Consider the following 23,855-nt stretch of genomic DNA (forward strand, 5'->3'; position numbering starts at 1 on the left):
TTGTTAACACTAATTGCCATTGCCGTGTCCGGCCCCGGAGGAAACGGCATTGCCGTCTCCCTACCTTTCAGGTATTATTTGAGATTCAAATAACTCGGAAATCGCTAACACCAATTAGGCTGGCGGTGACTCCAGTTAAAGAAGCAACTAATTCTCCACTTCCCTTTAACTTAATCAGCGCACTGTTATTGTCCTGAGTTATTTCTAACTGATTAAAACTCAAGCCTCCCGACAATCCGAGGGAATCTTTACCCTTGACAAAATCAGCAATCAAGTCAAATCCCTGACGGTTATTTAACACAAAAGTGTCATTTCCCAAACCGCCAACTAAACTGTTATTACCCGAACCTCCAAACAATATATCGTCGCCTTCGCAACCGAGAAGCGTATCGTTTCCAAAGTCTCCATAAATCGAATCGTTGCCCTTACCGCCATCGATTAAATCGTTACCTTGACCGCCATAAATGACGTTATCTTGATCACCGCCGCACAAAGTATCATCTCCCAGTTGTCCGAAGAGAGTATCATTACCTTCGCTGCCGAGAATTAAATCATCTCCTTTGCCACCGTAAATTAAATCATCTCCTTTGCCGCCGTCGATAAAATCATTGCCTTGATTGCCAAAGATTAAATCATCATCTTCTTTGCCGTTAATTGAATCATTTCCCTGATTTCCGAAGATCACATCTTCACCAAAACCACCAAGAATGATATCGCCACCTTTACCCCCAAACAGGATATCGTCTCCCTGATTGCCATCAATGAAGTCATTGCCTTGATTGCCGTTGAAGATATCCTTTAACTCACCGCCAAATAGATTATCGTTGCCTTGTTTAGCATCGAAGATGTTGGGGTTGTTGCTGCCAAAATAAGCTTCGTTTGCGGGAGTTCCAATTAGCTGATTACCACCATTGATAATATTATCAATTTGTTGGTTGGGTTGGTTGAGATTGGGATACTCAATTTTGTCGCAAATGCAATTGGTATCCTCTTGGTTAACAGGGGTTGGAGTTGGTACGGGTGCAGGGGTTGGTACTGGTGCAGGTGCAGGTGTCGGTGTCGGTGTCGGTGCAGGCGCAGGTGTTGGTACCGGTGCAGGCGTTGGAGTTGGTACTGGTAAAGGTATAGGTTTTGGTACGGGTACGGGTGCTGGCGCAGGTACGGGTACGGGTGCAGGTGCAGGTGCAGGTACGGGTACGGGTGCAGGTGCAGGTACGGGTGCAGGTGCAGGCGCGGGTACGGGTGCAGGTGCTGGTGCAGGCGTTGGCGCGGGTGCAGGCGTTGGCGCGGGTGCTGGTGCAGGCGCTGGTGCAGGCGCTGGTGCGGGTGCAGGAGTCGCTGTAACTGATGCCGAAATCGCGAAATCAAAGGGATTTTCATCACTGTCATTATTGACAAACTGCAACGTACCTGTTTTATTTCCGGCTGTCGCTGTATCTACTTGAACTTGCAGGTTAGTTGTACCGCCAGCGGCGACAGTTGCAGGTAAGGTTCCAACTAAGCTAAATCCAGTTGGTAGGGTAGGATTACTGAGGTTTAAAACTGCTGTACCGAGATTTTTGACGGTAAAGGTTTTGTTGAGAGTGCCGCCAATTAATGCACTACCAAAGTCGATCGCACTTGCAGTACCATCAACTATATCTGTTGTTCCGTCTAATACTTGGATTTCCGGTGCAGCAGTTGCAGTAACTGACGCTGAAATCGCGAAATCAAAGGGATTTTCATCGCTGTCATCATTGACAAATTGCAACGTACCTGTTTTATTTCCGGCTACTGTCGTATCGACTTGAACTTGCAGGTTAGCACTTGCACCTGCTGCGAGAGTTGTCGGTAAATTTCCGACTAAGCTAAATCCGGTTGGTAGGGTAGGGTTACTGAGGTTTAAGACTGCTGTACCGAGATTTTTTACGGTAAAGGTTTTGATGAGACTTGCGCCAATAATTGCACTACCAAAGTCGATCGCACTTACAGTACCATCAACAATATCAGTTGTGCCATCTAAAACTTGGATTTCCGGTAATGGTGTAGCTGTAACTGTGGCTGAAATCGGGAAATCAAAGGGATTTTCATCGCTGTCATCATTGACAAATTGCAGCGTACCTGATAGATTTCCGGCTGTCGCTGTATCTACTTGAACTTGCAAGTTAGCACTCGCGCCTCCCGCCACACTTGCGGGTAAGTTTCCAACTACGCTAAATCCTGTGGGTAAAGTTAGGTTGCTGAGATTTAAGACGGCTGTACCGAGATTGTTTACGGTAAAGGTTTTGTTGAGAGTACCGCCAATTAATGCACTACCAAAATTAATCGCACTTACAGTACCATCAACAATATCCGTTGTCCCATCTAAAACTTGAATTTCCGGTAATGGTGTAGCTGTAACTGTGGCTGAAATCGCGAAATCAAAGGGATTTTCATCGCTGTCATCATTGACAAATTGCAGCGTACCTGATAGATTTCCGGCTGTCGCTGTATCTACTTGAACTTGCAAGTTAGCACTCGCGCCTCCCGCCACACTTGCGGGTAAGTTTCCAACTACGCTAAATCCTGTGGGTAAAGTTAGGTTGCTGAGATTTAAGACGGCTGTACCGAGATTGTTTACGGTAAAGGTTTTGTTGAGAGTTGCACCGATTGTCACGCTACCAAAATCAATTGCACTTACAGTACCATCAACAATATCCGTTGTACCGTCTAAAACTTGAATTTCCGGTAATGGTGTAGCTGTAACTGTGGCTGAAATCGGGAAATCAAAGGGATTTTCATCACTGTCATCATTGACAAATTGCAGCGTACCTGATAAGTTTCCTGCTGTCGCTGTATCTACTTGAACTTGCAAGTTAGCACTCGCGCCTCCCGCCACAGTTGCAGGTAAGTTTCCGACTAAGCTAAATCCGGTTGGTAAAGTTAGATTGCTGAGATTTAAGGCTGCTGTACCGAGATTGTTTACGGTAAAGGTTTTGTTGAGAGTACCGCCGATTGTGGCACTGCCAAAATTAATCGCACTTATCGTACCATCAACAATATCCGTTGTGCCGTCTAATACTTGGATTTCCGGTGTTGCTGCGTTGTAAGTGACAGTATTATCCGTAGTGGTACTAACAGTATTGTTATTGCCTACTGCATCAGTAACGCCGTTAGCTTTGATGCTAGCAACCACATTACCGCTACCTGTTACGCCATTAACTTCAACATTGTAAACCGGGCCGCTACCTGTGATGGTTGGTGTTAATGTTCCCGTTGCTGTACTTGTAGTTAAGTCGATATCAGCAGCATCGAAACCAGTCACTGGTTCGCTAAATGTGACAGTAAAATTAATCGGTGAAGTTGCAGTTGGGTCAGTTTGTGCTGTTGCTTGATTGATAGTAACAGTCGGTGCAGTAGTGTCAACTGTATAGGTTTCACCTGTGGTAAATGCTGCGGTTAATGCGTTATCGGGAACATCATTAATTGTGGCTGTCGTGGGTACGTCTAAACCTAAATTGCCATCCCCCGTAATGGTGTCAACTGTGACATCAATAGTTGTACCTGTCGCTGCTGAAACTGAGGCGATATTGCCATTAACAGTGCCAGTTTTATTCAGGGTGAAGTCACCTATATCTAAGTTTTTAACTGGTTCGCTGAAAGTAACTGTGTAGATGACGCTGTTAGCGTTGGTGAGTGTGGTTGTGGGGGTTTTGCGGACAATGCTGGTAACAGTGGGGGCGATGCCATCTATCACCAATGCTTTGCTGCCGCCGAGAGATTGCGCTGAGGCGAGGGCGGGTAGAGTTAAGTCGGCGTTGATGTTAAGGCTGTCTTGGATGGTGCCGCTGTTGAGTGCGGTGGTGGTGAGGTATTGTAAGTTGAGGCTGGTATCTCCAGGTTGAACTATGTAGTCGAAGGTGAGGATGGTGCCGCCGCTGCCAGTAGTGTAGTTGGCCAGTTGGTTAGTTGTGCCCGTTGCCAGTTGCAGTTGAGGGGTGCCGGTGACTGTTACGGCTTCGGAAAAGGTGGCGGTGATGTTGATGGGGGTGTTGATGCCGTAGGTGCCGTCGGCGGTGGTGGCTGTGACGTTGGTGATGGTGGCGGGTGCAAGGCCGAACAATTCAAAGCCGTTGGTACCGTCATCGGCTTGGAAATATAGGGTGTTGTTGAGGTTGATGAAGTTGTTAGGGGTTGAACCGGCAGCCCCCGGATAAATGTCTTTAACGAGAACCGTGCCCGCGGAGGTGCCATCGCTTTTCCACAATTCAGTGCCGTTGGTACCGTCATCGGCTTGGAAATATAGGGTGTTGTTGAAGTTGATGAATTTGTTAGGGTTTGAATCGGCAGCCCCCGGATTAATGTCTTTAACGAGAACCGTGCCCGCGGAGGTGCCATCGCTTTTCCACAATTCAAAGCCGTTGGTACCGTCACCGGCTTGGAAATATAGGGTGTTGTTGAAGTTGATGAAGTCGAAAGGGTTTGAATCGGCAGCCCCCGGATTAATGTCTTTAACGAGAACCGTACCCGCGGAGGTGCCATCGCTTTTCCACAATTCATAGCCGTTGGTACCGTCATCGGCTCGGAAATATAGGGTGTTGTTGAAGTTGATGAAGTTGTCAGGGAATGAATTGTTAGTCCCCGGATAAATGTCTTTAAGGAGAACCGTACCCGCGGAGGTGCCATCGCTTTTCCACAATTCAGTGCCGTTGGTACCGTCCGAGGCTCTGAAATATAGGGTGTTGTTTAAGTTGATGAAGTTGCCAAGGTTTGAATTGTTAGCCCCCGGATAAATGTCTTTAACGAGAACCGTACCGGCTGCGGTGCCATCGCTTTTCCACAATTCTATGCCGTTGGTACCGTCATTGGCTTGGAAATATAGGGTGTTGTTGATGTTGATGAAGTTGCTAGGGTTTGAACTGTTAGCCCCCGGATAAATGTCTTTAAGGAGAACCGTACCGGCTGCGGTGCCATCGCTTTTCCACAATTCAAAGCCGTTGGTACCGTCACCGGCTGAGAAATATAGGGTGTTGTTGATGTTGATCAAGTTGCTAGGGTTTGAATTGCCAGCCCCCGGACGAATGTCTTTAAGGAGAACCGTACCCGCGGAGGTGCCATCGCTTTTCCACAATTCAGAGCCGTTGGTACCGTCCGAGGCTCGGAAATATAGGGTGTTGTTGAAGTTGATTAACTCGAGAGGGCTTGAACCGGTAATCCCCGGATAAATGTCTTTAAGGAGAACCGTACCCGCGGAGGTGCCATCGCTTTTCCACAATTCTATGCCGTTGGTACCGTCCGAGGCTTGGAAATATAGGGTGTTGTTGAAGTTGATGAATTTGTTAGGGTTTGAATTGCCCCCAGGATTAATGTCTTTGATGAGAGTAACGCCTAAGATGCCCTGGTAGCTGGCCATTGCTGCGCTGGTGAAGGGGATGGGGGTAGAGATTTCCCCGATTTTGACTTCTAGTTCCCAGTCTCCGCCGGCGGCTTGATTCCCGGTTTTGTTCTTCGATGCGGCGATGTTTGCCCCTGTTAGTTGATGCAGTTTTTGGATGAATTGCAATCCGATTTCTGTGGCTGCTACATTGCATCCATAGATGAGGATGTCGGCATTTTTTGTTAAGGCTTTCCCCCACTGTTGAATTTTGTTACCTAATTGGGCTAAGTTCTCATTGCTTATGGTTTCTGAGCCGAGGTTTAAGTTGCCGGGGCTGCCGTGTGAGAGGATATGAATTGCTTCGATATCGCTTTGATTGGCTAAGGTATTGGTAATTTGTTCGATGGCGCTGGAATTTTCATTTAAAATGAAAACTTGGGCGCGATTGGCGCTGTTGGTAAGGGTTTGATAATCTTGGACGGCGGAGTCTATGAAAAGGATTTGCTTAGTCATGGTAGATTACCTGATTTAGTTTTGTTTGGGATTGTCAAGATTAATCGGCTTGCAGTTGATTTTTTGCAATCAAGATGCTCAGAATTAGTTACCGTTTTGTTGCAGCGGAAATAAACACAGAAAACTCGTTATTTTTGCTCATGGATTCCCACATTCGATCTATACCACGAAGGAGGCCGTGACATCGCACCCGAAATTTAAATAATCTCTCTTTGACAAGAGATTGCATTCAGCATCTGAGACGGTAGCTGCTTGAAGCTGGATGTTGCATAATTTTACGGGATTATCGCTGGTTTTTTTGCAAAATCTATCTGGCGGTAGATGGCTGTGCACTGATGCTGCGGATTATATTTTGGTAAGCTGGAGATTAGTGCGATCGCAATCACCGCTTATAATGACTTAGAGCGTTGCTTTTTGTCGCGGAATGTGGTATGGTAAAAGGCCTAAAAAATGATGAATTGCAAAAAGTGCGATCGACTGTAAGTAAGTAGTGACCATCAGTGCGATCGAACCTATGATAATTTGATAATCCTGCAATTGTCAATTACCCGCCAAACAATCTAATTGTTCCTGCATTTGATTGGTAACTAAATCGAAACAAGCATCAACATAATCGCGATCGCCCGCCGCCTCCTTACCGTACCTCTCAAATACGATCGGTTTGCACACGCGAGTCCGAATTTGCACAGGTAAAGGCAGATGTGGCAAAGGCCCAATACCCAATCCCCAAGGCAATCCCAAATACACCGGAAACACCACTGGATCGATGCCCAACAACCACGGCATCCCCCATTCATGCAACTGCTTAACTTCTTCGTACAAATCCGCCAAAACTATCAAAGTATCGTGGGCACCGTGGGATATAATTGGTACAATTGGCACTTCTTCTCGCAATGCTAATTTAATAAATCCCTTGCGTCCAGCAAAGTAGATTTTATTGCGTAAGTTATAGGGGCGGAAAGTATCTTCTGCGCCGCCCGGATAGACGAGAACCGGGGCATTTTTTCGCAAAGCTGCGATCGCCATTTTCGGATGAGCTTTGATCGCGCCACACCGAACCGCCATACCAGCAATATCAGGAGAAACCTGCCAAACCGTCGGGTGCATCAATCCGTAGGCCAAGCGTTGGGTTCCGTATCTGTGGAACCATTCGTATAGGAACATAAACATATCAGGAGCGGCGATTCCTCCGTTGTGAGAGCCGACAACGAGCATTTTTCCGCTCGCTGGGACGTGGTGCCAGCCGTCGCTTTGTACGCGAAAATAGTAGCGGTACAGCCATTCCCAGATTGGCAGCAAAAGTTGAATGAAGTCGGGATTGCGATCGTCCAAAGATAAGCCGTCAAAGCGAGAAGTTTGGCTGTGGTTGCTGGGAGTGGATGCAGGATATTTCATTAATTGGTGCTGAAGTGCGATCGGCAGAAAAAAGTTATCTTAAGTAATCACTAATCACAATTCAAGAGAAAAGTCAACACAGTTTCATCAATTCCCTTAAGTTTCAACGACTTATATTTAACAATTCGATCCTCCTCAACATAATCTGCAACCGCCGCCGAAATCAGCACAGAATTTGGTTCCGCCACCTCTTGCAAACGGGCAGCAATATTCACACTTGGCCCGATCGCAGTATAATCCGATCGATCCGGGCCGCCAAACATCCCCACCACCGCAGTACCCTGGTGAATGCCACAGCGAAACCGCACCGGAGGCACCCCATTTTCCCCCACAATTCCCTGCTCCACCCACCGCTCGTTAAGCTCCTTCAGGGCTCGCAGCATTTGCCTTGCAGCAGTTATAGCGCGGCGTACTTGCTCATTGGGCGTTAGTTCCTCCGGCGCGCCAAAGAAAGCCATTACCGCATCTCCCACAAACTTGTCCACCGTACCACCGCTGTCAAAAATAGCCTTAGTCATTGCCGCCAAATATTCATTCAACAACTCAGCTACCCGGCGCGATCGCAGCGTATTTGCCATCTCAGTAAAACCCACAATATCGCTAAACAAAATAGTAATCAAACGCGGTTCCGGGCGCAAATCTAGCCCCAACTCCCCCGCCGCCGCCGCTTTCACCATCGAAGGCGGCAAAAAGCGGCGCAGCACCGACTCAGTTAAATAACTGTTCAACTGCTGCACTCGGCGCTCGTTTTGTTTGAGAGCGATCAAGTTTCGCACTTCTGCCAACAATTCGCGATCGTTAAAAGGCTTAGACAAATAAGCATCAGAACCCCGTTCTACTCCTTCAATCCGAGTATCTTCGTCAGCTTTCGCCGTCAGCAAAATTACCGGAGTTCCCTTCAATTCGTCATCTTGTCGAATCATCCGAATCAAATCCAAACCCGATATTAAAGGCATCATCAAATCCGTAACAATTAAATCCGGGCGGCGATTTTTGGCTGCTGCAAATCCTTCTTCGCCGTTGCGAGCGAGCAAAACTGCAAAGCCGGCATTTTGCAGAATTCCCGACACATAAAAGCGCAAATCTGGATTATCGTCAACAACCAAAACAGTGCCGGCTGCTGTTTCTGAATTTATCGGTTGGATCGCCTCAAAACTCTCACTGGCAAATTCAGCATCAGACAAATCACCTTCCACATCTGCCAGTTCCACCGCTGCTTTGGATGAATGAAACTCTGCAGGTACTTCTAGTACCTGTTCCGGTGGTAAATGAGTAGAACCGAAGTGTAGCCAGACGGTAAAAGTAGTACCTTGGCCGTAAACTGACTCCACGGAAATTTGACCGCCGTGGAGTTCGACTAATTCTTTGACAAGCGCCAAACCTAAACCGCTGCCTTCGTAGGAACGGTTGGTAGAACCTTCGGCTTGGCGAAAGCGCTCGAACAAATAGGGAATTTGTTCGGTGCGAATGCCGATGCCGGTGTCTTTTACTTGCAGCAAGCAATGAGCGCCTGCGGGTTGAACTGTTAGGGTGATTGTTCCGCCTTCTGGGGTGAATTTGACAGCATTTGATAGTAAGTTGTAAATAACTTTGTCAAATCTTTCAATATCCAAATAAAGTAAAGGACATTCTTGCAGTTGGGTAATTAATTGCAGTCCTTTTTTATCGCAGTAGGCGCGGAAAGACTCTGCGGTAGAGTAACAGAAATTGACTAAATCGCAGGGGCGAAAACTTGGCTGCATCCGTCCAGCATCGAGTCGCTGCAAGTCCAGCAGTTGATTTACCAAGCGCAGGAGACGGCGCGAATTACGCAAAGCGATTACCGCTTGTTCGTAGGGTAAGTCTTCTTGGCGGCTGCAAGCTGATTCTAGGGGGCCGATGGTTAGTGTTAGAGGTGTGCGGAATTCGTGGGAGATATTTTGGAAAAATTCGGTTTTGAGCCGATCGGCTTCTAGGAGCCGTTCTGCCTGCTGTCTGGTAGTCTGGTAGAGGCGCGACTGCTGCACGGCTAGAGCAGCTTGAGTTGCGACTATTTGAGCCAGGTCAATGTCTGAGGGTTTCCAGTGGCGGATGGTGTGATTTTGGCGCAGGGAAATGCTGCCGATGATTTTGCCTTCGGAGATTAAGGGAACGACTAACAGGGCGCGGGCTGGCGATCGCACTTGCAATTCTGTAACATTTAAATCGGAGCGTTCGTAGAGGTCTTCAATAGCCACCGGCTCTTTTGATACCATAACTTGCACCAGCACCGGATTGCCCCGAATTGGCACCAAAGATTGCGGCAAGGAAGGATGGGCAAAAACCCAGGCGCCAGAGTTAACACTACCACTAGCAGCATCCGTCCCTGGCGCAGTAGAGTTCCCCTGGTTCCCCATTTCTGGATTGTTAAAACTCTGTTCTACAGCCACGGTATTCCTATTTGTGTCGTAGAGCCCCACACACTGGACGTATTCATCATCTTCTGTCCACAGAGATAGGGCGCAGCCGTCAACTTGCAAAGCTTGGCCTAGTTGTTGAGTAATGGCTGCAAAAATATTTTGGGGGTCGAGGCTCGATCGAATTGCCGTCGTAATAGTATTGACTAAGGCCTCGCGCTTGGCCAGCGCCCGCACCTTTTCGTAAGCCCTCGCTTGAGAAAGCGCCAAAGCAGCTTGGTCGGCCACCGTAATTACCAACTGTACCTCATGGTCTTGCCACTGGCGCGGTCGATCGAATTGGTGCAGCGCCAAGACTGCCATCAGTTCCATTTTATAAAACAGGGGTACCATCAAGCTCGATCGAATATTCGCAGCTTGATAAGCCTGCTGTCGCTGCTGATTGTCCCAATTTAAAACTCTCTCATCAGTTTGGGCATCTTGAATCACCTCCACATCCAGAGTTTTCCAAACCAAATCCGCCAGCAAATCCGGCGCAAGTCCAGAATCATCTAAGGGTATGGCTTCCGGCGCATGGTAAACGAACTGTTCGTCAGCCGCCCGCCCGTCTTGGAAAGATCGCAGCAGACAGCAACTCACCTCAAACATCTGTCCTACGCTTTCCACAATTCTTTGCAGCATTTGCTGGTAATTGGGAGCCGATCGAATAGTATTGGTAACGGCGTAAAGCAGCGATTCTTGCGAGAGAGCCCTACGCAGCTCATTCGTGCGCGCTTTCAGGACATTGTGAGTATCAACAGCTTGACTGACAAGAACCCTGAGTTCTTCAGCATCCCAAGGCTTCGTAACGTATTTGAATACTTTGCCAGCATTAATCGCTTCAACTAAATCTTCAACATCCGTATAGCCAGTTAAAATAATTCGGATCACATCGGGGTATTGAGCCGCCGTCAGGCTGAGAAACTCCGTACCGCTCATTTTTGGCATTCGCTGGTCGGAAATAATCACAGCAACTTCTCCCGCTTTTGCCAAAATTTCAAGGGCGGCGGGGCCAGATTCGGCTCTGAGCACTTTGTAGTCTCGATGGAAGGTGCGGTAAAGCAAGTCGAGGTTATCCGGTTCGTCATCGACGATCAGAATTTTTAGCTTAGGATTTGATTGGGAATTCATGCACCGTTCTCCTGTGCCCCGGGGCAGTTCGATTTAATAAGTCTGATGAAAGGAAGAATTCGCGGGTTTCAATTGCTGAAGTCACAATAATTAGTGAATCTGAAGTTGTTGTGACTGTGCCGAAGCAAGCATCAACCTTGATGTTCGATGTCTGGGTTTTCAATTTGGAATTCTTCTGATTCATAGTTGTCTCTCGTGCACCCCAATTTTATTATTTAATGATATTCAGATAAACTCGTCTTGCGGGAAGTGTCCTTGACCCCTCACCTCTCTCCTGATCATGGAAACACGAATCCGGCACTTTTAACTGCCGTCTGGATATCTCATAATACATAGTAATAACCGTCCTGATTGTGAGTTGATTTGCCAATTTTATGTGCTATTTTCGCTCCTTTGCCTGTTGTATTTGGTGTGTGAAAACTGTCTGTAGCACGATACAAGAGAGAAACAACATCTTCCCCTGTGTTTTTTCTGCCTAGATGACAGCAACTTTAACATTTCCCCTGAGGATATGGCTTTCCTCTCCCGCGCCTGTGCCCCAGACTGATCTTCGGGGGTGGCCCACAGACAACACAGGCGGGGAAGTGCGAGTGACGCAATTGCTGTACCATTTTAGTAAGACTGGCACTTTTTGGGCCTCGTGCAGACCTTCGAGAAGCCAATTACTGCGGCGAAACACCGCACTCTTGAGCATCCATCTGTTAATCTTAGCTAGGGATGTACTCTGTGGAAACCGATCGATCAACTCGATCGAAGTTTTGAAGGTCTCGATCGCGCGCAGCACAGTATCGCAGCACAAGACCTAGCCCCCCGGCGCAACAGGTAAGGCCAGTTCGCGAGGGGACGGGATTGCCTAGCACTGCTGAAAGCTGGGTTGTCTGGCTCTGGGGCTGGTGGCCAACATCCCACCTGCGATCATGCCCGGTATTAGTCTGGCAGATAGTTGAGTTGGTCAATTACCACTGGATGGATAAATTATATTCGATCGGGTATTTCCGCAAGCAGAGAGCGGTAGGCTTCCGGGAATCAGACGTTAAAACCTTTTTGATTGTTTTTAATAAGTTTCCCGCTACCCACAAATCTAGTATTAGGGGATAGGGTTTGATTGGCAATAAATTTAGTTTAAAATGCTGAATATTTCCAATTTACATCAGATAATAGTTAAAGTCAAGCACAAAAAAATGTGATTTAATCGAGTTCATAAACTATGCCTATAAGTTATACCATTTTAAATTTGAGATTTGAAATTTGAAATGAGCAATTACTGATGAATATCATGGTTGGGAGTTGGTCTACAATTACATTCTTTTTTTTAAGTGATATCAGTTGACAGTTGACAGTTGACAGTTGACAGCAAAGTTTTTAGGCAGGGGCTTAAATCCCCAGCCTAAAAACAATCCACCTAAAGGTGGGGGCTTAAATCCCCTGTGATGCAGGTTATCACCAGAAGTGAAATTTCTCAGATGGGCAGATGAGAAACCCGCGTATAAAAATTAATATAGTGACCTGGAATTGTGAATCCTTCCTTTTTTTCCTCACCTTCTCACCAACAACAAACTCCCGGACTTTCTGGGTTTTCGATCCGGGTGGCTGCGTCGAACGACTTGACACAGCTAGCCGATATTTTGGCAATGAGTTTTCACTCCCGCGAGGGGTTTGTAGAATGGGTGTATCCGGTGTTGCGTTTGGGCATTTACGAAGATTTAAAAAATCGACTGCGTTCTAAGGCAGAACACTACATTTGTCTCGTTGCTGAGCTAGTCTCGCGGGAGTCAGGAATGCAGAATTATCGATCGCACCAAACTCAGTCTATAGCAGGAACAATAGAAATGGCTCTGCGTTCTCGATTCCCTTGGCAAATCCCGAATTCAGACTATCCTTACTTGTCAAATTTAGCAGTTCACCCAGAGTATCGGCGGCAGGGAGTTGCTCAACAATTGCTCAACAACTGCGAGGATACAGCCAGAGAATGGGGATTTTCCGAGATTTACCTCCACGTTTTGGAAAATAATCACGCGGCGCGACAATTGTACTATCAAGCCGGCTATCGCTTGCAACAGGTGGATTGGCATTGGACTTATTGGCTGTTTGGCCAGCCGCGCCGGCTGTTTTTACGCAAGCAGATTTCGCTCTCATCAACTCAGTATGTCAATTAAGCGTGAGCAATTATACCATTGTAGATTGGAAAATTGAGAATTGGGAATGACTGATGGCGATCGTGGTTGGCAACTTGCATATAGTTGCATTTTTTGGGGAAACTGGTATTATTTTGAATATCACCAATTTTACAGACTAAATTGATTCAAGGATATTCAGAAACTCGACCTTCGCCTGTTTCCTATTCTAATTCTTCCTCTTTCAATTATTACAGCTAAAGTGTTTGCTTTTTGAGCCACAATCGTGAAGCGTTGGACGTGCGTGGCTGAAATATCTGCCGAATTTCGCTGGAGCTAATTGTGATGGTGGCTGACATTAGCCTGACCTCTTCATCATTCGGCGATTATTGACTCATTGTCAGTTCCTGACGCACAGATGCGGTAATCACATCTACCAAGAACAATCGGTCGCTAACTGACAATTTTAGCGATAATTTAACTAATGTTTGAAAAGATACGTCTTTTGAATTTTCGGAAGATGTATCATTCGCACGTAGCGCAAGACTCTCATCATAACTTAATTTTTTGACTGAACTATTCTGCTCTCAAGTATTTGTTGTGTCTCTGTGTAGAAGCTCTAAAAACTTAATATCGTTGCCTAGACCGGCCGCCTCATCCTCCTCTGTATCTTCAATGACTTGTCAACGTTCTTGATAGGCATTGATTTGATGTTCAATGGCTTCTATAATAAACCTTAAATCTTTAAATGATAGATTCATGTTAGCTTACTGTCCTATAAATCACCTCTACAGGTAGTATGAGGGATCGATTTCAGAGTCATCGTCAGATGTACGTTCGGCACGAATCTCGTCCATAATTTCCTGAAAATCTGGATCGTCTTTAAACACACCCGCAAATTTCATCCAGGCGGGTTCTGAAGCCTGAATCGGTACTTCCCAGGAAATAGCTTCAATATGCTTAAGTCTTTCTAACAATGTGGTTTGAAGTTGGGTAATGGCTTCTTCCCGAGTTGCTGCTTCAACTCGACAGTGCGGAAACTCGAAAACAGAAGCAGAAACCTGTCCTGATGAGAGAGTTTCTAACAGGAGTGTCACTTTCAATTGGCTAGATGGTTGGGATTGCAATACATTTAAGCTTGTTACCATGTTTCAATCACGATTTTTAAGTGCTGTCTTGATTGTATCGCAGAAAAAAAATCCCTCACCATTTCAGGCAAGGGGCGATCGCTATGAACCCAAAGTCACACTAAATCCCGATGGATGAATGTTGGGGTTTATCCCCCAACGCAGCATACGGAAAAGCAGCAATGCCTTCGGCGGGATTCCCCAACGCACTACAGCGTCCAATCTTCGATTGAGAGTCCGGGAACTTGCCCAAAGTCTCGTTGGTTGCGAGTGACAACCGTAGCACCGATAGACAAGGCAATGGCAGCGATCCGCATATCTTTTTCCAGGCGATTTTTTCGCAAGGGCGGGTAATCTTTTAATAGTTTCTTGAGACAAATATCAGCTTCTAATGTAAAGTTCAGTACCTCTATAGTTTGGAGATATTCTAAAGTTGTCCCAAGTTTTAAATAGAGTGCAGGTAGGTTATGCCGCAGAGACGGATCATTAATCCTGCCAACCCAGCCATTGAAAAGTTCTTGAACCGTGACAATAGTGACGGAAATCTCATGTTTTGCTGCGTTGGCGATAACTTGAGGACTATTCTGGAGAATGAGTGAAACGTGATCGGTATCCAGAATACATTTTTTAGAGAGGGAAACGGTTTTTTGGGGCATTTTCAATCCTCTGAATTAACTGTCACGCAGGGTTAGGTTTTTGGGTATAACCTCGCTATAAAGCCGTAAAAACCCAAAAAGCCGAGGCGGTTATCCGCCCCGGCTAAGGGTAAGGGTATTTTATTTAATTATTGCTTTGGTTCGATCTTAAAACTTCTGGTTGAAAATTTCAAGAGTTTCCTGGGTGCTCAATATGTGGAATTGAGGAGCGGAATGATGAGAAACTATCACGTTCCGTTCTGTAACAATTATCAACATAACAGGGCGGGCCCTAAAGCCCGCCCCATCAAATGATCGACTATCGATTAATAATCGAAGTCGCCGCCGCCCATGCCGCCGCCGCCACCAGAAGCAGCGCCTTCTTTGGGTTCGGGCTTGTCAACAACGATGCACTCGGTTGTCAACACCATGCCAGCAATAGATGCAGCATTTTGCAGAGCAGAACGAGTTACCTTAGCTGGGTCAACGATACCAGCTTCAAACATATCGACAAACTCATTTGTCGCTGCGTTGAAACCGACGTTGAACGGCTTTTCTTTGACGCGCTCAGCAATGACAGCGCCATTCAAACCAGCGTTTTCAGCAATGCGCTTCAGAGGAGCAGCCAGAGCCCGTGCCACAATCAAAGCACCGGTCAATTCTTCGCCCTTCAGATTGGCGTTCGCCCACTCTTCCAATTGAGGAGTTAGGTGAGCCAAAGTTGTACCGCCGCCGGGGACGATGCCTTCTTCGACAGCAGCTTTGGTGGCGTTGATTGCATCTTCAAGACGCAATTTGCGATCCTTCATTTCGGTTTCGGTAGCTGCGCCGACTTTGATGACTGCGACGCCGCCAGCCAATTTGGCCAAACGTTCTTGCAGCTTTTCTTTGTCGTAAGAAGATTCGGTTTCGTCCATTTGACGACGAATTTGTTCGCAACGCGACTTGACGGCGACTTCGTTACCTTCGGCAACAATTGTGGTGCTGTCTTTGGTGATGGTGACGCGGCGAGCTTTGCCGATCATTTCGAGCTTGGTATTTTCCAGTTTCAAACCGGCGTCTTCGGTGATCAGTTGACCGCCGGTCAATACGGCGATATCTTCTAACATGGCTTTGCGTCGATCGCCAAAACCAGGTGCTTTCACAGCAGTCACGTTCAACACACCGCGCAGCTTGTTGACAACGAGAGTAGCTAAAGCTTCTTTCTCAATGTCTTCTGCAATGATCAGCAGCGGGCGGCCGGAACGAGCTACTTGTTCGAGCACGGGTACTAAATCCTGTACCATACCGATTTTTTTGTCGGTCAGCAAGATGAAGGGTTCTTCTAGAACTGCTTCCATCCGTTCGGTGTCGGTGACGAAGTAGGGAGAAATGTAGCCTTTGTCGAAGCGCATCCCTTCGGTGATTTCGAGTTCGGTGGTCATAGACTTCCCTTCTTCCAGGGAAATTACGCCTTCCTTGCCCACTTTGTCCATTGCGTTGGCAATCATTTGGCCGACTTCATCGTCGTTACCAGCAGAGATTGAGCCTACTTGAGCGATGGATTTGGAATCTACTACTTGTTTGGCGTGTTCGGCAATTTTTTCTACCAAGAAGCCGGTTGCTTTGTCAACACCGCGCTTGAGGGCGATCGCATTTGCGCCGGCTGCTACGTTCCGCAGGCCTTCTTTGACCATTGCGTGAGCTAGAACAGTAGCTGTTGTGGTACCGTCGCCTGCTGCGTCGTTGGTTTTGGAGGCTGCTTGACGGATCAAGGCAACGCCTGTATTTTCTACATGGTCTTCTAGTTCGATTTCTTTGGCGATGGTAACACCGTCATTGACGATTTGAGGAGCGCCAAATTTCTTTTCGAGAACCACGTTACGGCCTTTGGGGCCGAGGGTTACTGCTACTGCTTCGGCGAGAATGTCCATACCGCGTTCGAGGGCGCGACGTGCATTTTCGTTATAGATGATGCGCTTAGCCATAGTTTTTGGGGATGATAGGGTTTGAGATTTGGGATTGGGGGGTGGATGTTAGTCATTTGTCCTGTGTCATTAGTTGTTTGGCGGCGTTCGCTTTAAACTAATGACTGATGACTAATGATTGATGACTAATGATTAATTAGTTAACGATCGCCAGAATATCTTTTTCGGCTAGCAAGACGTATTCGTCGGTGCCGAGTTTGATGTCGGTGCCTGCGTACTTCGAGTAGAGAACTTTGTCGCCAACTTTGACTTCCATTTCCACGCGCTTGCCGTCGTCATTGCGCTTGCCGGGGCCCACGGCCGCGACTTCGCCTACTTGGGGCTTTTCCTTTGCTGTGTCGGGCAGAAGGATGCCGCCGGCGGTTTTTTCTTCGCTAGCGCTTACTTTCACGAACACGCGCTCGCCTAAAGGTTTAACGGTAGAAACACTCAGTGATACTGCTGCCATAAATAAATCTCCAGATTACAGTTCCTAGTCAGTTAGCCGTTCGGAGTCGCTCTGAAAGCAACAGCCGACTGCTTACTACTGACATATTAGCACTCTCGACTCCTGAGTGCTAATTTAGCTTTAGTTAGGGGCGATCGCAACTTATCTGTCTGTACGGGTTCCCGAACCGAGAATGAGTGGAAGGGGCTGAAATGGGGACAGAGAGAGCGGGAGAGTGGGAGAGTGGGAGAGTGGTGATGACTTTCGATCGCCGAAAAATTAGTGTTGACAAATGAATATAATGACAAAAAATCAGGATGAATCTTGCAGCCAAGGCTTGAGGGCTTGTGTCAAAAGCCTGGGAATCGATCGAATTGATCGACATATTTTTATCTGCGCCGACCAAACCGTACCCAAGTGTTGCGATCGAGAAAGCAGTCTGGTGGCTTGGAATTACTTAAAAAAACGCTTGCAAGAATTGGGGTTGGACAAGCCAAATCCCGATCGGCCGAGCTGCATTTTTCGGACTAAAGCCAACTGCCTGCGAGTGTGCTCGTCTGGCCCGATTATGGTAGTGTATCCAGACGGAGTGTGGTACCGCGATGTTACGCCCCCCGTCATCGAGAGAATTATTCAGGAACATCTCCTAAACTCAAAGGTGGTTGAAGAATACGCTTTTTTAACTCATCCTTTGCCGGAGCCTGCTGAGGCGAAAGCAAATATTTAACGATAGCGCTGTGAAAAAGCACAGCATGATAAGTAAGGTGTTAGCTTTAACGCGGTAAAGTAGAGAGCGTGAGCGCGTTGTTCGATCGCACCTGAGTCGCGATCGAACAACTGTAGTTTCCTGTCTTTGTCTGGTAGTCCTGCTTCTCGCTTTGGTTTTTTTTAGGAGGTACATCGAAGTAGTTCGATCGCCCTCTGGCGAAAGTTTACCCAAAAGTTTCTCAGTAGCGGACATCAGGCAGTTTGCCAAACTACACTATAAATAGTTAAATACGTAAGTAGGGAGCCTGCTTAAATTTCTCTATATCAGAAGTATCATTTAAAACCGGGGCATCAACTTGTAATTGAACCGATCGAGATTAAATATTTAACTTGGACTCTCTAGCAGGAGTCTTCCATCAATCAAGGCCGATCGTGACGACGGGCGATCGTCCATTACAGGTTTTGGCTCCGTTCCCAGTCGCAAGACATTCACAAACGGGCATCGAACACTGGTTGGGAAGCGGTAATACCCGCCCCGCTTTCCCCTCGCCACCATCCCTTCACCCCACCGCCGTCCTCCACCCCCAGCCGGGGTGACAGGGGACTGACGGCAAAAACCGGAGTGAAAACAAGGAATTGTGCGGGATACTTTAGCGGGAAAAAGCATGAAGGACAATAATTCAGGAGACCAAAAACGGCTGATGCTGGTTGACGACGACCCAAACTTGATCTTGCTAGTCAAAGATTACTTAGAATTTCGGGGTTACAACGTCTTTACAGCAGAAAACGGCAGACACGCTCTAGAAAAACTCGAACAAGAAGTCCCCGATTTGATCATCTGTGATGTGATGATGCCGGAAATGGACGGGTACACTTTAGTCAAACACATCAGAGAAGACCCGCGGACGAGCTGGATTCCAGTTCTTTTCTTGTCCGCCAAAGGTCAAAGTTCCGATCGAGTAAAAGGCTTGAGCACAGGGGCTGACGTTTATATAGTCAAGCCTTTTGAACCGGAAGAACTGGTAGCCCAAGTAGAATCTTCTCTGAAAGCAGCATCCCGCTTGATTCGCCACTCAAATCCAGGTATTGAGAGCGGCCCGAAAATTAAGGCGCGCCGCAATGTCGAATTGACTCCCACGGAGTTAAAGGTGGTACAGTTGCTAGCCCAGGGTATGGCAAACCGCCAGATCGCAGAGGTGATGAATGTCAGCCAGCGGACGATAGAGAGCCACGTTAGTAATATGTTGGGCAAAACAGGTTTGCACAACCGGACAGAGTTAGCTCGCTGGGCCCTGGAAAGCAAAAAGGCTTGATCCTAGACCCTCTGCTATCAGATCAGGGGAGCATTCATCGACTGCAATGGGCTGCTGTATCCCAGCCTGCTGGGCGGTACGTCGGTAGTTGGAAGCCCTATTAACCTTGACACCGCAGTCGCCCTGGAGTTACTGGGCGTCGGGTTTGATCGGGGCCTGTCGATGGAATCCAAGCAGCCTTCAAAGAACCCTCTGGCGGTAGAGCCGAAAATATGAAATACTGAGGGGATAGAGTTTTCTGAAGTTTAATCTATTGCCTCAGTTAGCTCCATATTGCTAAAATGTGATATTTAGATTAATTTCTTTCTACAATTATTAGGTCTAAGTTCTATGACAAACTTAATGAACCGCCTTTCTATTTTTGTGGACGGGAACAATATGTTCTACGCTCAACAAAAGAACGGTTGGTTTTTTGATCCACGCAGGGTGCTCGAATATTTCAAAACTTCGCAGCCGAATGTCATCTTGATTAATGCTTTCTGGTATACGGGTTTGAAAGACCCGCAAGATCAAAGGGGATTTCGAGATGCTTTGATTAGTCTTGGTTACACGGTTCGCACTAAGATTCTTAAGGAATATTACGATGATGCTTCGGGCCGATATTCTCAAAAGGCTAATTTAGACATCGAGATTGTGGTTGATATGTTTAATACGGTGGATCAGTACGACCAAGTTGTGCTGTTTAGCGGAGATGGGGATTTTGAGCGGGCTATAGAGCTACTGCGATCGAAAAATACTCATATTACTGTGGTATCCACCGAAGGCATGATTGCTAGAGAATTGCGAAATGCTACTGATAGGTATATCGACCTAAATGAAATTCGGGAACATATCGAAAAGATGGATTATTAGTCAGTTGACAGTTGACGGTTGACAGTTGACAGTTGACAGTTGACAGGGAAGCAGTACGATTTCATTAGTCATTAGTTATTAGTTATTAGTCAGCAGTCAGCAGTCAGCAGTCAGCAGTCAGGCGTTATGGGTTGTTAATTATTAATTATTCGTTATGGGCGCGAAACACAAGACTGGTGACTGGTACTAATTGCCCAGAACAGCGGACAAGTAAAAATCAGGAGAACACTTTTTTAGAGCTATGAAAACTCAACCAAGTCAAGACCGGATTATTATTTTCGATACGACTTTGCGGGACGGAGAACAATCTCCGGGTGCATCTCTGAATGTGGATGAAAAGCTGACTATTGCTCGCCAGTTAGCAAGATTGGGCGTGGATGTGATAGAAGCGGGTTTCCCTTTCACCAGCACGGGAGATTTTGAGGCTGTCCAAAAAATAGCCCGATCGGTTGGCACGGAAAATGGGCCGAGAATTTGCGGTTTGGCAAGGGCGAGAAAGCCGGATATTAAAACAGCAGCAGAAGCTCTGAAACCAGCCGTAAATTCGCGTATTCATACGTTTCTGGCTACGTCTGATATTCACTTGGAGTATAAGCTGAAAAAGACGCGGGCTGAGATTCTGGAAATTGTGCCGGAAATGGTGGCCTACGCTAAGTCTTTTGTGGATGATGTGGAGTTTTCGCCGGAAGATGCTTGTCGTTCGGAACCGGAGTTTTTGTATCAAGTTCTGGAACGGGCGATCGCAGCCGGTGCAACTACTGTTAATATTCCCGATACTGTGGGCTACACTACTCCGAGTGAGTTTGGGGCTTTGATTCGGGGAATTAAGGAAAATGTGCCGAATATCGATCGCGCAATTATTTCGGTTCACGGTCACAATGACTTAGGATTGGCTGTTGCTAACTTTTTGGAAGCTGTGAAAAATGGCGCCAGACAGTTAGAATGCACGATTAATGGTATTGGCGAACGGGCGGGAAATGCGGCTTTGGAAGAGTTGGTAATGGCGCTTTACGTGCGCCGCCAATATTTTAATCCGTTCTTGGGCCGGCCTGCGGATTCTGACGAACCTCTGACGAATATTGATTCGCGCCAAATTTATAAAACTTCCCGCTTAGTTTCTAATTTAACGGGGATGTTGGTGCAACCAAATAAGGCGATTGTTGGGGCAAATGCTTTCGCCCATGAGTCGGGAATTCACCAAGACGGGGTGCTGAAAAATAAGCTGACATACGAGATTATGGACGCTGAGTCGATCGGCTTAACGGAAAATCAAATCGTATTAGGCAAATTATCCGGCCGCCACGCATTTCACACTCGCTTGAAAGAGTTGGGTTTTGAAATGGCCGACGATGAGCTGAATAAGGCTTTTGTCAAGTTTAAGGATTTGGCGGACAAGAAAAAAGAGATTACTGATTGGGATTTGGAGGCGATCGCCAATAACGAAGTCCACCAAGCGCCGGAACTTTTCCGGTTAGAATTGGTGCAGGTTTCCTGTGGCGACAAATCTCGCCCGACAGCAACCGTCACGGTGCGGAATCCGGCGGGGGAAGAATTGACCGATGCTGCGATCGGCACTGGCCCCGTGGATGCCATTTACAGGGCCATTAACCGCGTGGTAAATGTACCGAACGAGTTGATCGAGTTTTCTGTACAATCGGTGACAGCGGGCATAGATGCGATCGGCGAAGTAACAATCCGCTTACGTCATGAAGGCAAAGTATTTTCTGGACACTCAGCAAATACCGACATCATCGTAGCCTCCGCAGAAGCATACATCAGCGCCTTAAATCGCCTGTATCAAGTCTTGCAAGCTAATACTGAAAAATTCTCCGAAAAGCCAACTCAGATCAGAAATGAAGTTGTTGCAGAAGCACAGCGCTCATAAATTGATTATCAGCCATCTTGCTTAAAACAAACCGCAGACGAACCCAGAGGAAAGCAGATAAATATCAATTAATCTGCGTTAATCGGCGTTCATCTGCGGTTTAAAATTAATTATGTCATTAATAACAAACCCTTAAAAAATGCAAGAAGAAACTTTAAAAAAAGAGCGACAATTCCACGATGCTTGGGCATCTACCATCGACATTGACGGCATTCGAGTCAATGATTACTTTGAAGCTTGTACCGCCCCGGAAAATAGATTTATCCTCAAACAAATGGGCGATATTACAGGTAAACGCCTGTTAGATTTAGGCTGCGGCGCGGGGGAAAATAGCGTTTATTTTGCTAAAAAAGGTGCGAATTGTGTAGCCGCAGACTATTCTCAGGGCATGGTAGATGTAGCCCTGAAATTGGCAGAAAAAAACGGTGTCACAATAGAAGGTTGCACGGTGAATGCAATGGCGCTAGATTTCCCGGATAACTGTTTTGATATTGTTTACGCTTCTAATTTGCTGCACCATTTGCCGGAACCAGAAAAGGCAATTCGCGAAATGCAGCGCGTGCTAAAACCGGGTGGAAAAGCTTGTTTTTGGGACCCGATGAAGCACAATCCGGTGATTAATGTTTACCGCAGGATGGCGACTGAGGTGCGGACTGAGGATGAAAGTCCTTTGGATATTAATATTGTGAATTTTGTCAAGTCTTTGTTTTCAAAGACGACTTACGATACATTTTGGCTGACGGCGCTGTGGATTTTTTTACGCTTTTATTTGATTGAAAAAGTACATCCAAATGAGGAGCGTTACTGGAAAAAGATTATCATTGAACAAGAAAGGTTGAAACCAGAATATTCTCGGTTGGAAGGGTTGGATGGGTTTTTGAAGAAGTTGCCTTTGATGAAGCGGTTGGCTTGGAATTTGGCTGTGGTAGCCACGAAGTAGTTAAAAGAAGGAAGTTCGGCAACGGATTTTGTAACGGATGTAACGGATATAACGGATGTAACGGATGTAACGGATTGAACTGGTAGGGTGCGTCAGTTTTGAGATTCTTGCATCAGCGCCGAAAGTATGATTTTGACGCACCATTTATTGTCCGGTGCGTCAGTTTTGAGATTGTTGGTTCCAAAAATAATCCTAGCTGACGCACCCTACTTTCAACTATAAAAGAAGTACAATAATTGTAAGCATTTAATTAAGAGGCTAGTTATGCCAGAAACTATTACTGCTGTCTACGAAAATGGGGTTTTTCGCCCCTTGAGTTCTGTGTCTTTCCAAGATGGGGAAACTGTGCAGATTCAACTCTGGCCTGATGATCCAAAAAAGCAGGCAGAATTGGCAATCCAGTTGTTAGTCGATCGAGGATTAGTGACTCCACTACCTAACACTCCCCAGAATGTCGAGGCTGTAACCGATGAAGATGTGTATGAATTGGCTAAAAGGTTAGGGGCAAAACCAGGCAAGCCTCTATCAGAAATGATTATCGAGGATCGCGGCCCGTGGTAAACATTTATTTTTTGGATAGCAGCGCTCTCATCAAAAGATATGTGGTTGAAATTGGCAGCCCTTGGATCAAGACTCTCACGGATTTCCAGACTGCTAACTCGCTGCTTCTTGTCCGCATTACCTGGGTGGAAGTTCTTAGTGCTTTTGCGCGAAGACAGCGTGAAGGTGGTATAAATGCTGCGGAAGTTGCTGCACTTATTCAAAAGTTTCGCTCTGAATTCAATAGTCGGTATAGAGTTATTGAAGTTGATGAGGCACTGACTGAAAGGGCGGGTGAACTGATTATTCAATATCCATTGCGGGCTTATGATGCTGTGCAATTGGCGGCTGCTTTGCGGGTTCAATCTGTTTTAGCATCAATGCCAGAAACTCAACTAATTTTTGTTTCGGCGGATAACAGGTTGCTGAATATTGCTCAGTCGGCCGGGTTGGCGATTGACAATCCTAATAATTATCCGTAATCAAATGGTTTGATCGTTCGGAATGCGAGTCCTCCGATAGATGCGGACTGAAGTCCGAACGATCGAACCTAGATTGC

Annotated in this window: 17 protein-coding genes; 8 read left to right on the forward strand and 9 right to left on the reverse strand. The window is 46.7% G+C overall.

Annotation, left to right across the window (positions count from 1 at the left end):
• Positions 1-85 precede the first annotated feature (85 nt).
• From K4039_RS13865 to K4039_RS13880, 4 genes are all read right to left on the reverse strand, one after another.
• The gene (locus tag K4039_RS13865; RefSeq protein WP_265235772.1) at positions 86-5,848 is read right to left on the reverse strand and encodes an ELWxxDGT repeat protein; all 5,763 of its coding nucleotides are present in this window, start codon (positions 5,846-5,848) and stop codon (positions 86-88) included.
• A 540-nt stretch (positions 5,849-6,388) separates the two neighbouring features.
• Positions 6,389-7,243, reverse strand: a complete 855-nt coding sequence (locus tag K4039_RS13870) for a 1-acyl-sn-glycerol-3-phosphate acyltransferase (protein WP_265235773.1) — start codon at positions 7,241-7,243, stop codon at positions 6,389-6,391.
• 50 nt (positions 7,244-7,293) lie between these two features.
• Positions 7,294-10,788 carry a response regulator gene (locus tag K4039_RS13875; protein ID WP_265235774.1) on the reverse strand — a complete coding sequence of 1,165 codons (3,495 nt, stop codon included), beginning with the start codon at positions 10,786-10,788 and terminating at the stop codon, positions 7,294-7,296.
• 475 nt (positions 10,789-11,263) lie between these two features.
• Positions 11,264-11,587, reverse strand: coding sequence for a hypothetical protein (locus tag K4039_RS13880; RefSeq protein ID WP_265235775.1), 324 nt, complete (start codon positions 11,585-11,587; stop codon positions 11,264-11,266).
• Positions 11,588-12,302: 715 nt separating this feature from the next.
• Here K4039_RS13880 and K4039_RS13885 point away from each other — a divergent pair.
• A complete protein-coding gene (locus K4039_RS13885; RefSeq protein ID WP_265235776.1) occupies positions 12,303-12,944 on the forward strand; it encodes a GNAT family N-acetyltransferase in 642 nt (213 codons plus the stop codon).
• Positions 12,945-13,690: 746 nt separating this feature from the next.
• Here the strand turns inward: K4039_RS13885 and K4039_RS13890 are convergent.
• The 4 genes from K4039_RS13890 to groES all read right to left on the reverse strand — a co-directional run bounded on the left by K4039_RS13890 (position 13,691) and on the right by groES (position 17,079).
• Positions 13,691-14,050 carry a hypothetical protein gene (locus K4039_RS13890; protein ID WP_265235777.1) on the reverse strand — a complete coding sequence of 120 codons (360 nt, stop codon included), beginning with the start codon at positions 14,048-14,050 and terminating at the stop codon, positions 13,691-13,693.
• A 188-nt stretch (positions 14,051-14,238) separates the two neighbouring features.
• Positions 14,239-14,685: a type II toxin-antitoxin system VapC family toxin gene (locus K4039_RS13895; RefSeq protein ID WP_265235778.1), complete on the reverse strand. Its 447-nt coding sequence runs from the start codon at positions 14,683-14,685 to the stop codon at positions 14,239-14,241.
• Between the two features lie 305 nt (positions 14,686-14,990).
• Positions 14,991-16,631 (reverse strand): chaperonin GroEL, encoded by a 1,641-nt coding sequence (gene groL, locus K4039_RS13900; protein WP_265235779.1) that lies wholly within the window; start codon positions 16,629-16,631, stop codon positions 14,991-14,993.
• 136 nt (positions 16,632-16,767) lie between these two features.
• Complete coding sequence (gene groES / locus K4039_RS13905) at positions 16,768-17,079, reverse strand: co-chaperone GroES (protein ID WP_194008182.1); 312 nt, start codon at positions 17,077-17,079, stop codon at positions 16,768-16,770.
• A gap of 280 nt (positions 17,080-17,359) precedes the next feature.
• Between groES and K4039_RS13910 the strand changes: the two genes are divergently transcribed.
• Positions 17,360-17,785: a ferredoxin gene (locus K4039_RS13910; protein ID WP_265235780.1), complete on the forward strand. Its 426-nt coding sequence runs from the start codon at positions 17,360-17,362 to the stop codon at positions 17,783-17,785.
• 366 nt (positions 17,786-18,151) lie between these two features.
• Here the strand turns inward: K4039_RS13910 and K4039_RS13915 are convergent, their stop codons facing one another.
• Positions 18,152-18,433, reverse strand: a complete 282-nt coding sequence (locus K4039_RS13915) for a hypothetical protein (RefSeq protein WP_265235781.1) — start codon at positions 18,431-18,433, stop codon at positions 18,152-18,154.
• Here K4039_RS13915 and K4039_RS13920 point away from each other — a divergent pair.
• From K4039_RS13920 to K4039_RS13945, 6 genes are all read left to right on the forward strand, one after another.
• Positions 18,432-19,079 carry a response regulator transcription factor gene (locus K4039_RS13920; protein ID WP_265235782.1) on the forward strand — a complete coding sequence of 216 codons (648 nt, stop codon included), beginning with the start codon at positions 18,432-18,434 and terminating at the stop codon, positions 19,077-19,079. The two genes, K4039_RS13915 and K4039_RS13920, sit on opposite strands and share 2 nt — an antisense overlap.
• Positions 19,080-19,409: 330 nt before the next feature.
• A complete protein-coding gene (locus K4039_RS13925; RefSeq protein ID WP_006633075.1) occupies positions 19,410-19,931 on the forward strand; it encodes an NYN domain-containing protein in 522 nt (173 codons plus the stop codon).
• A gap of 241 nt (positions 19,932-20,172) precedes the next feature.
• Positions 20,173-21,816, forward strand: a complete 1,644-nt coding sequence (locus K4039_RS13930; RefSeq protein WP_265235783.1) for a 2-isopropylmalate synthase — start codon at positions 20,173-20,175, stop codon at positions 21,814-21,816.
• Between the two features lie 139 nt (positions 21,817-21,955).
• A complete protein-coding gene (locus tag K4039_RS13935) occupies positions 21,956-22,756 on the forward strand; it encodes a class I SAM-dependent methyltransferase (RefSeq protein WP_265235784.1) in 801 nt (266 codons plus the stop codon).
• Between the two features lie 264 nt (positions 22,757-23,020).
• Positions 23,021-23,317 carry an antitoxin family protein gene (locus K4039_RS13940; RefSeq protein ID WP_265235785.1) on the forward strand — a complete coding sequence of 99 codons (297 nt, stop codon included), beginning with the start codon at positions 23,021-23,023 and terminating at the stop codon, positions 23,315-23,317.
• Positions 23,311-23,778, forward strand: coding sequence for a type II toxin-antitoxin system VapC family toxin (locus K4039_RS13945; RefSeq protein WP_265235786.1), 468 nt, complete (start codon positions 23,311-23,313; stop codon positions 23,776-23,778). Before K4039_RS13940 ends, K4039_RS13945 begins: the two co-directional genes overlap by 7 nt.
• Positions 23,779-23,855: the final 77 nt, after the last annotated feature.

Origin of the sequence: Lyngbya sp. CCAP 1446/10 (assembly GCF_026130175.1) — a bacterium.
Taxonomy (GTDB): domain Bacteria; phylum Cyanobacteriota; class Cyanobacteriia; order Cyanobacteriales; family Microcoleaceae; genus Microcoleus.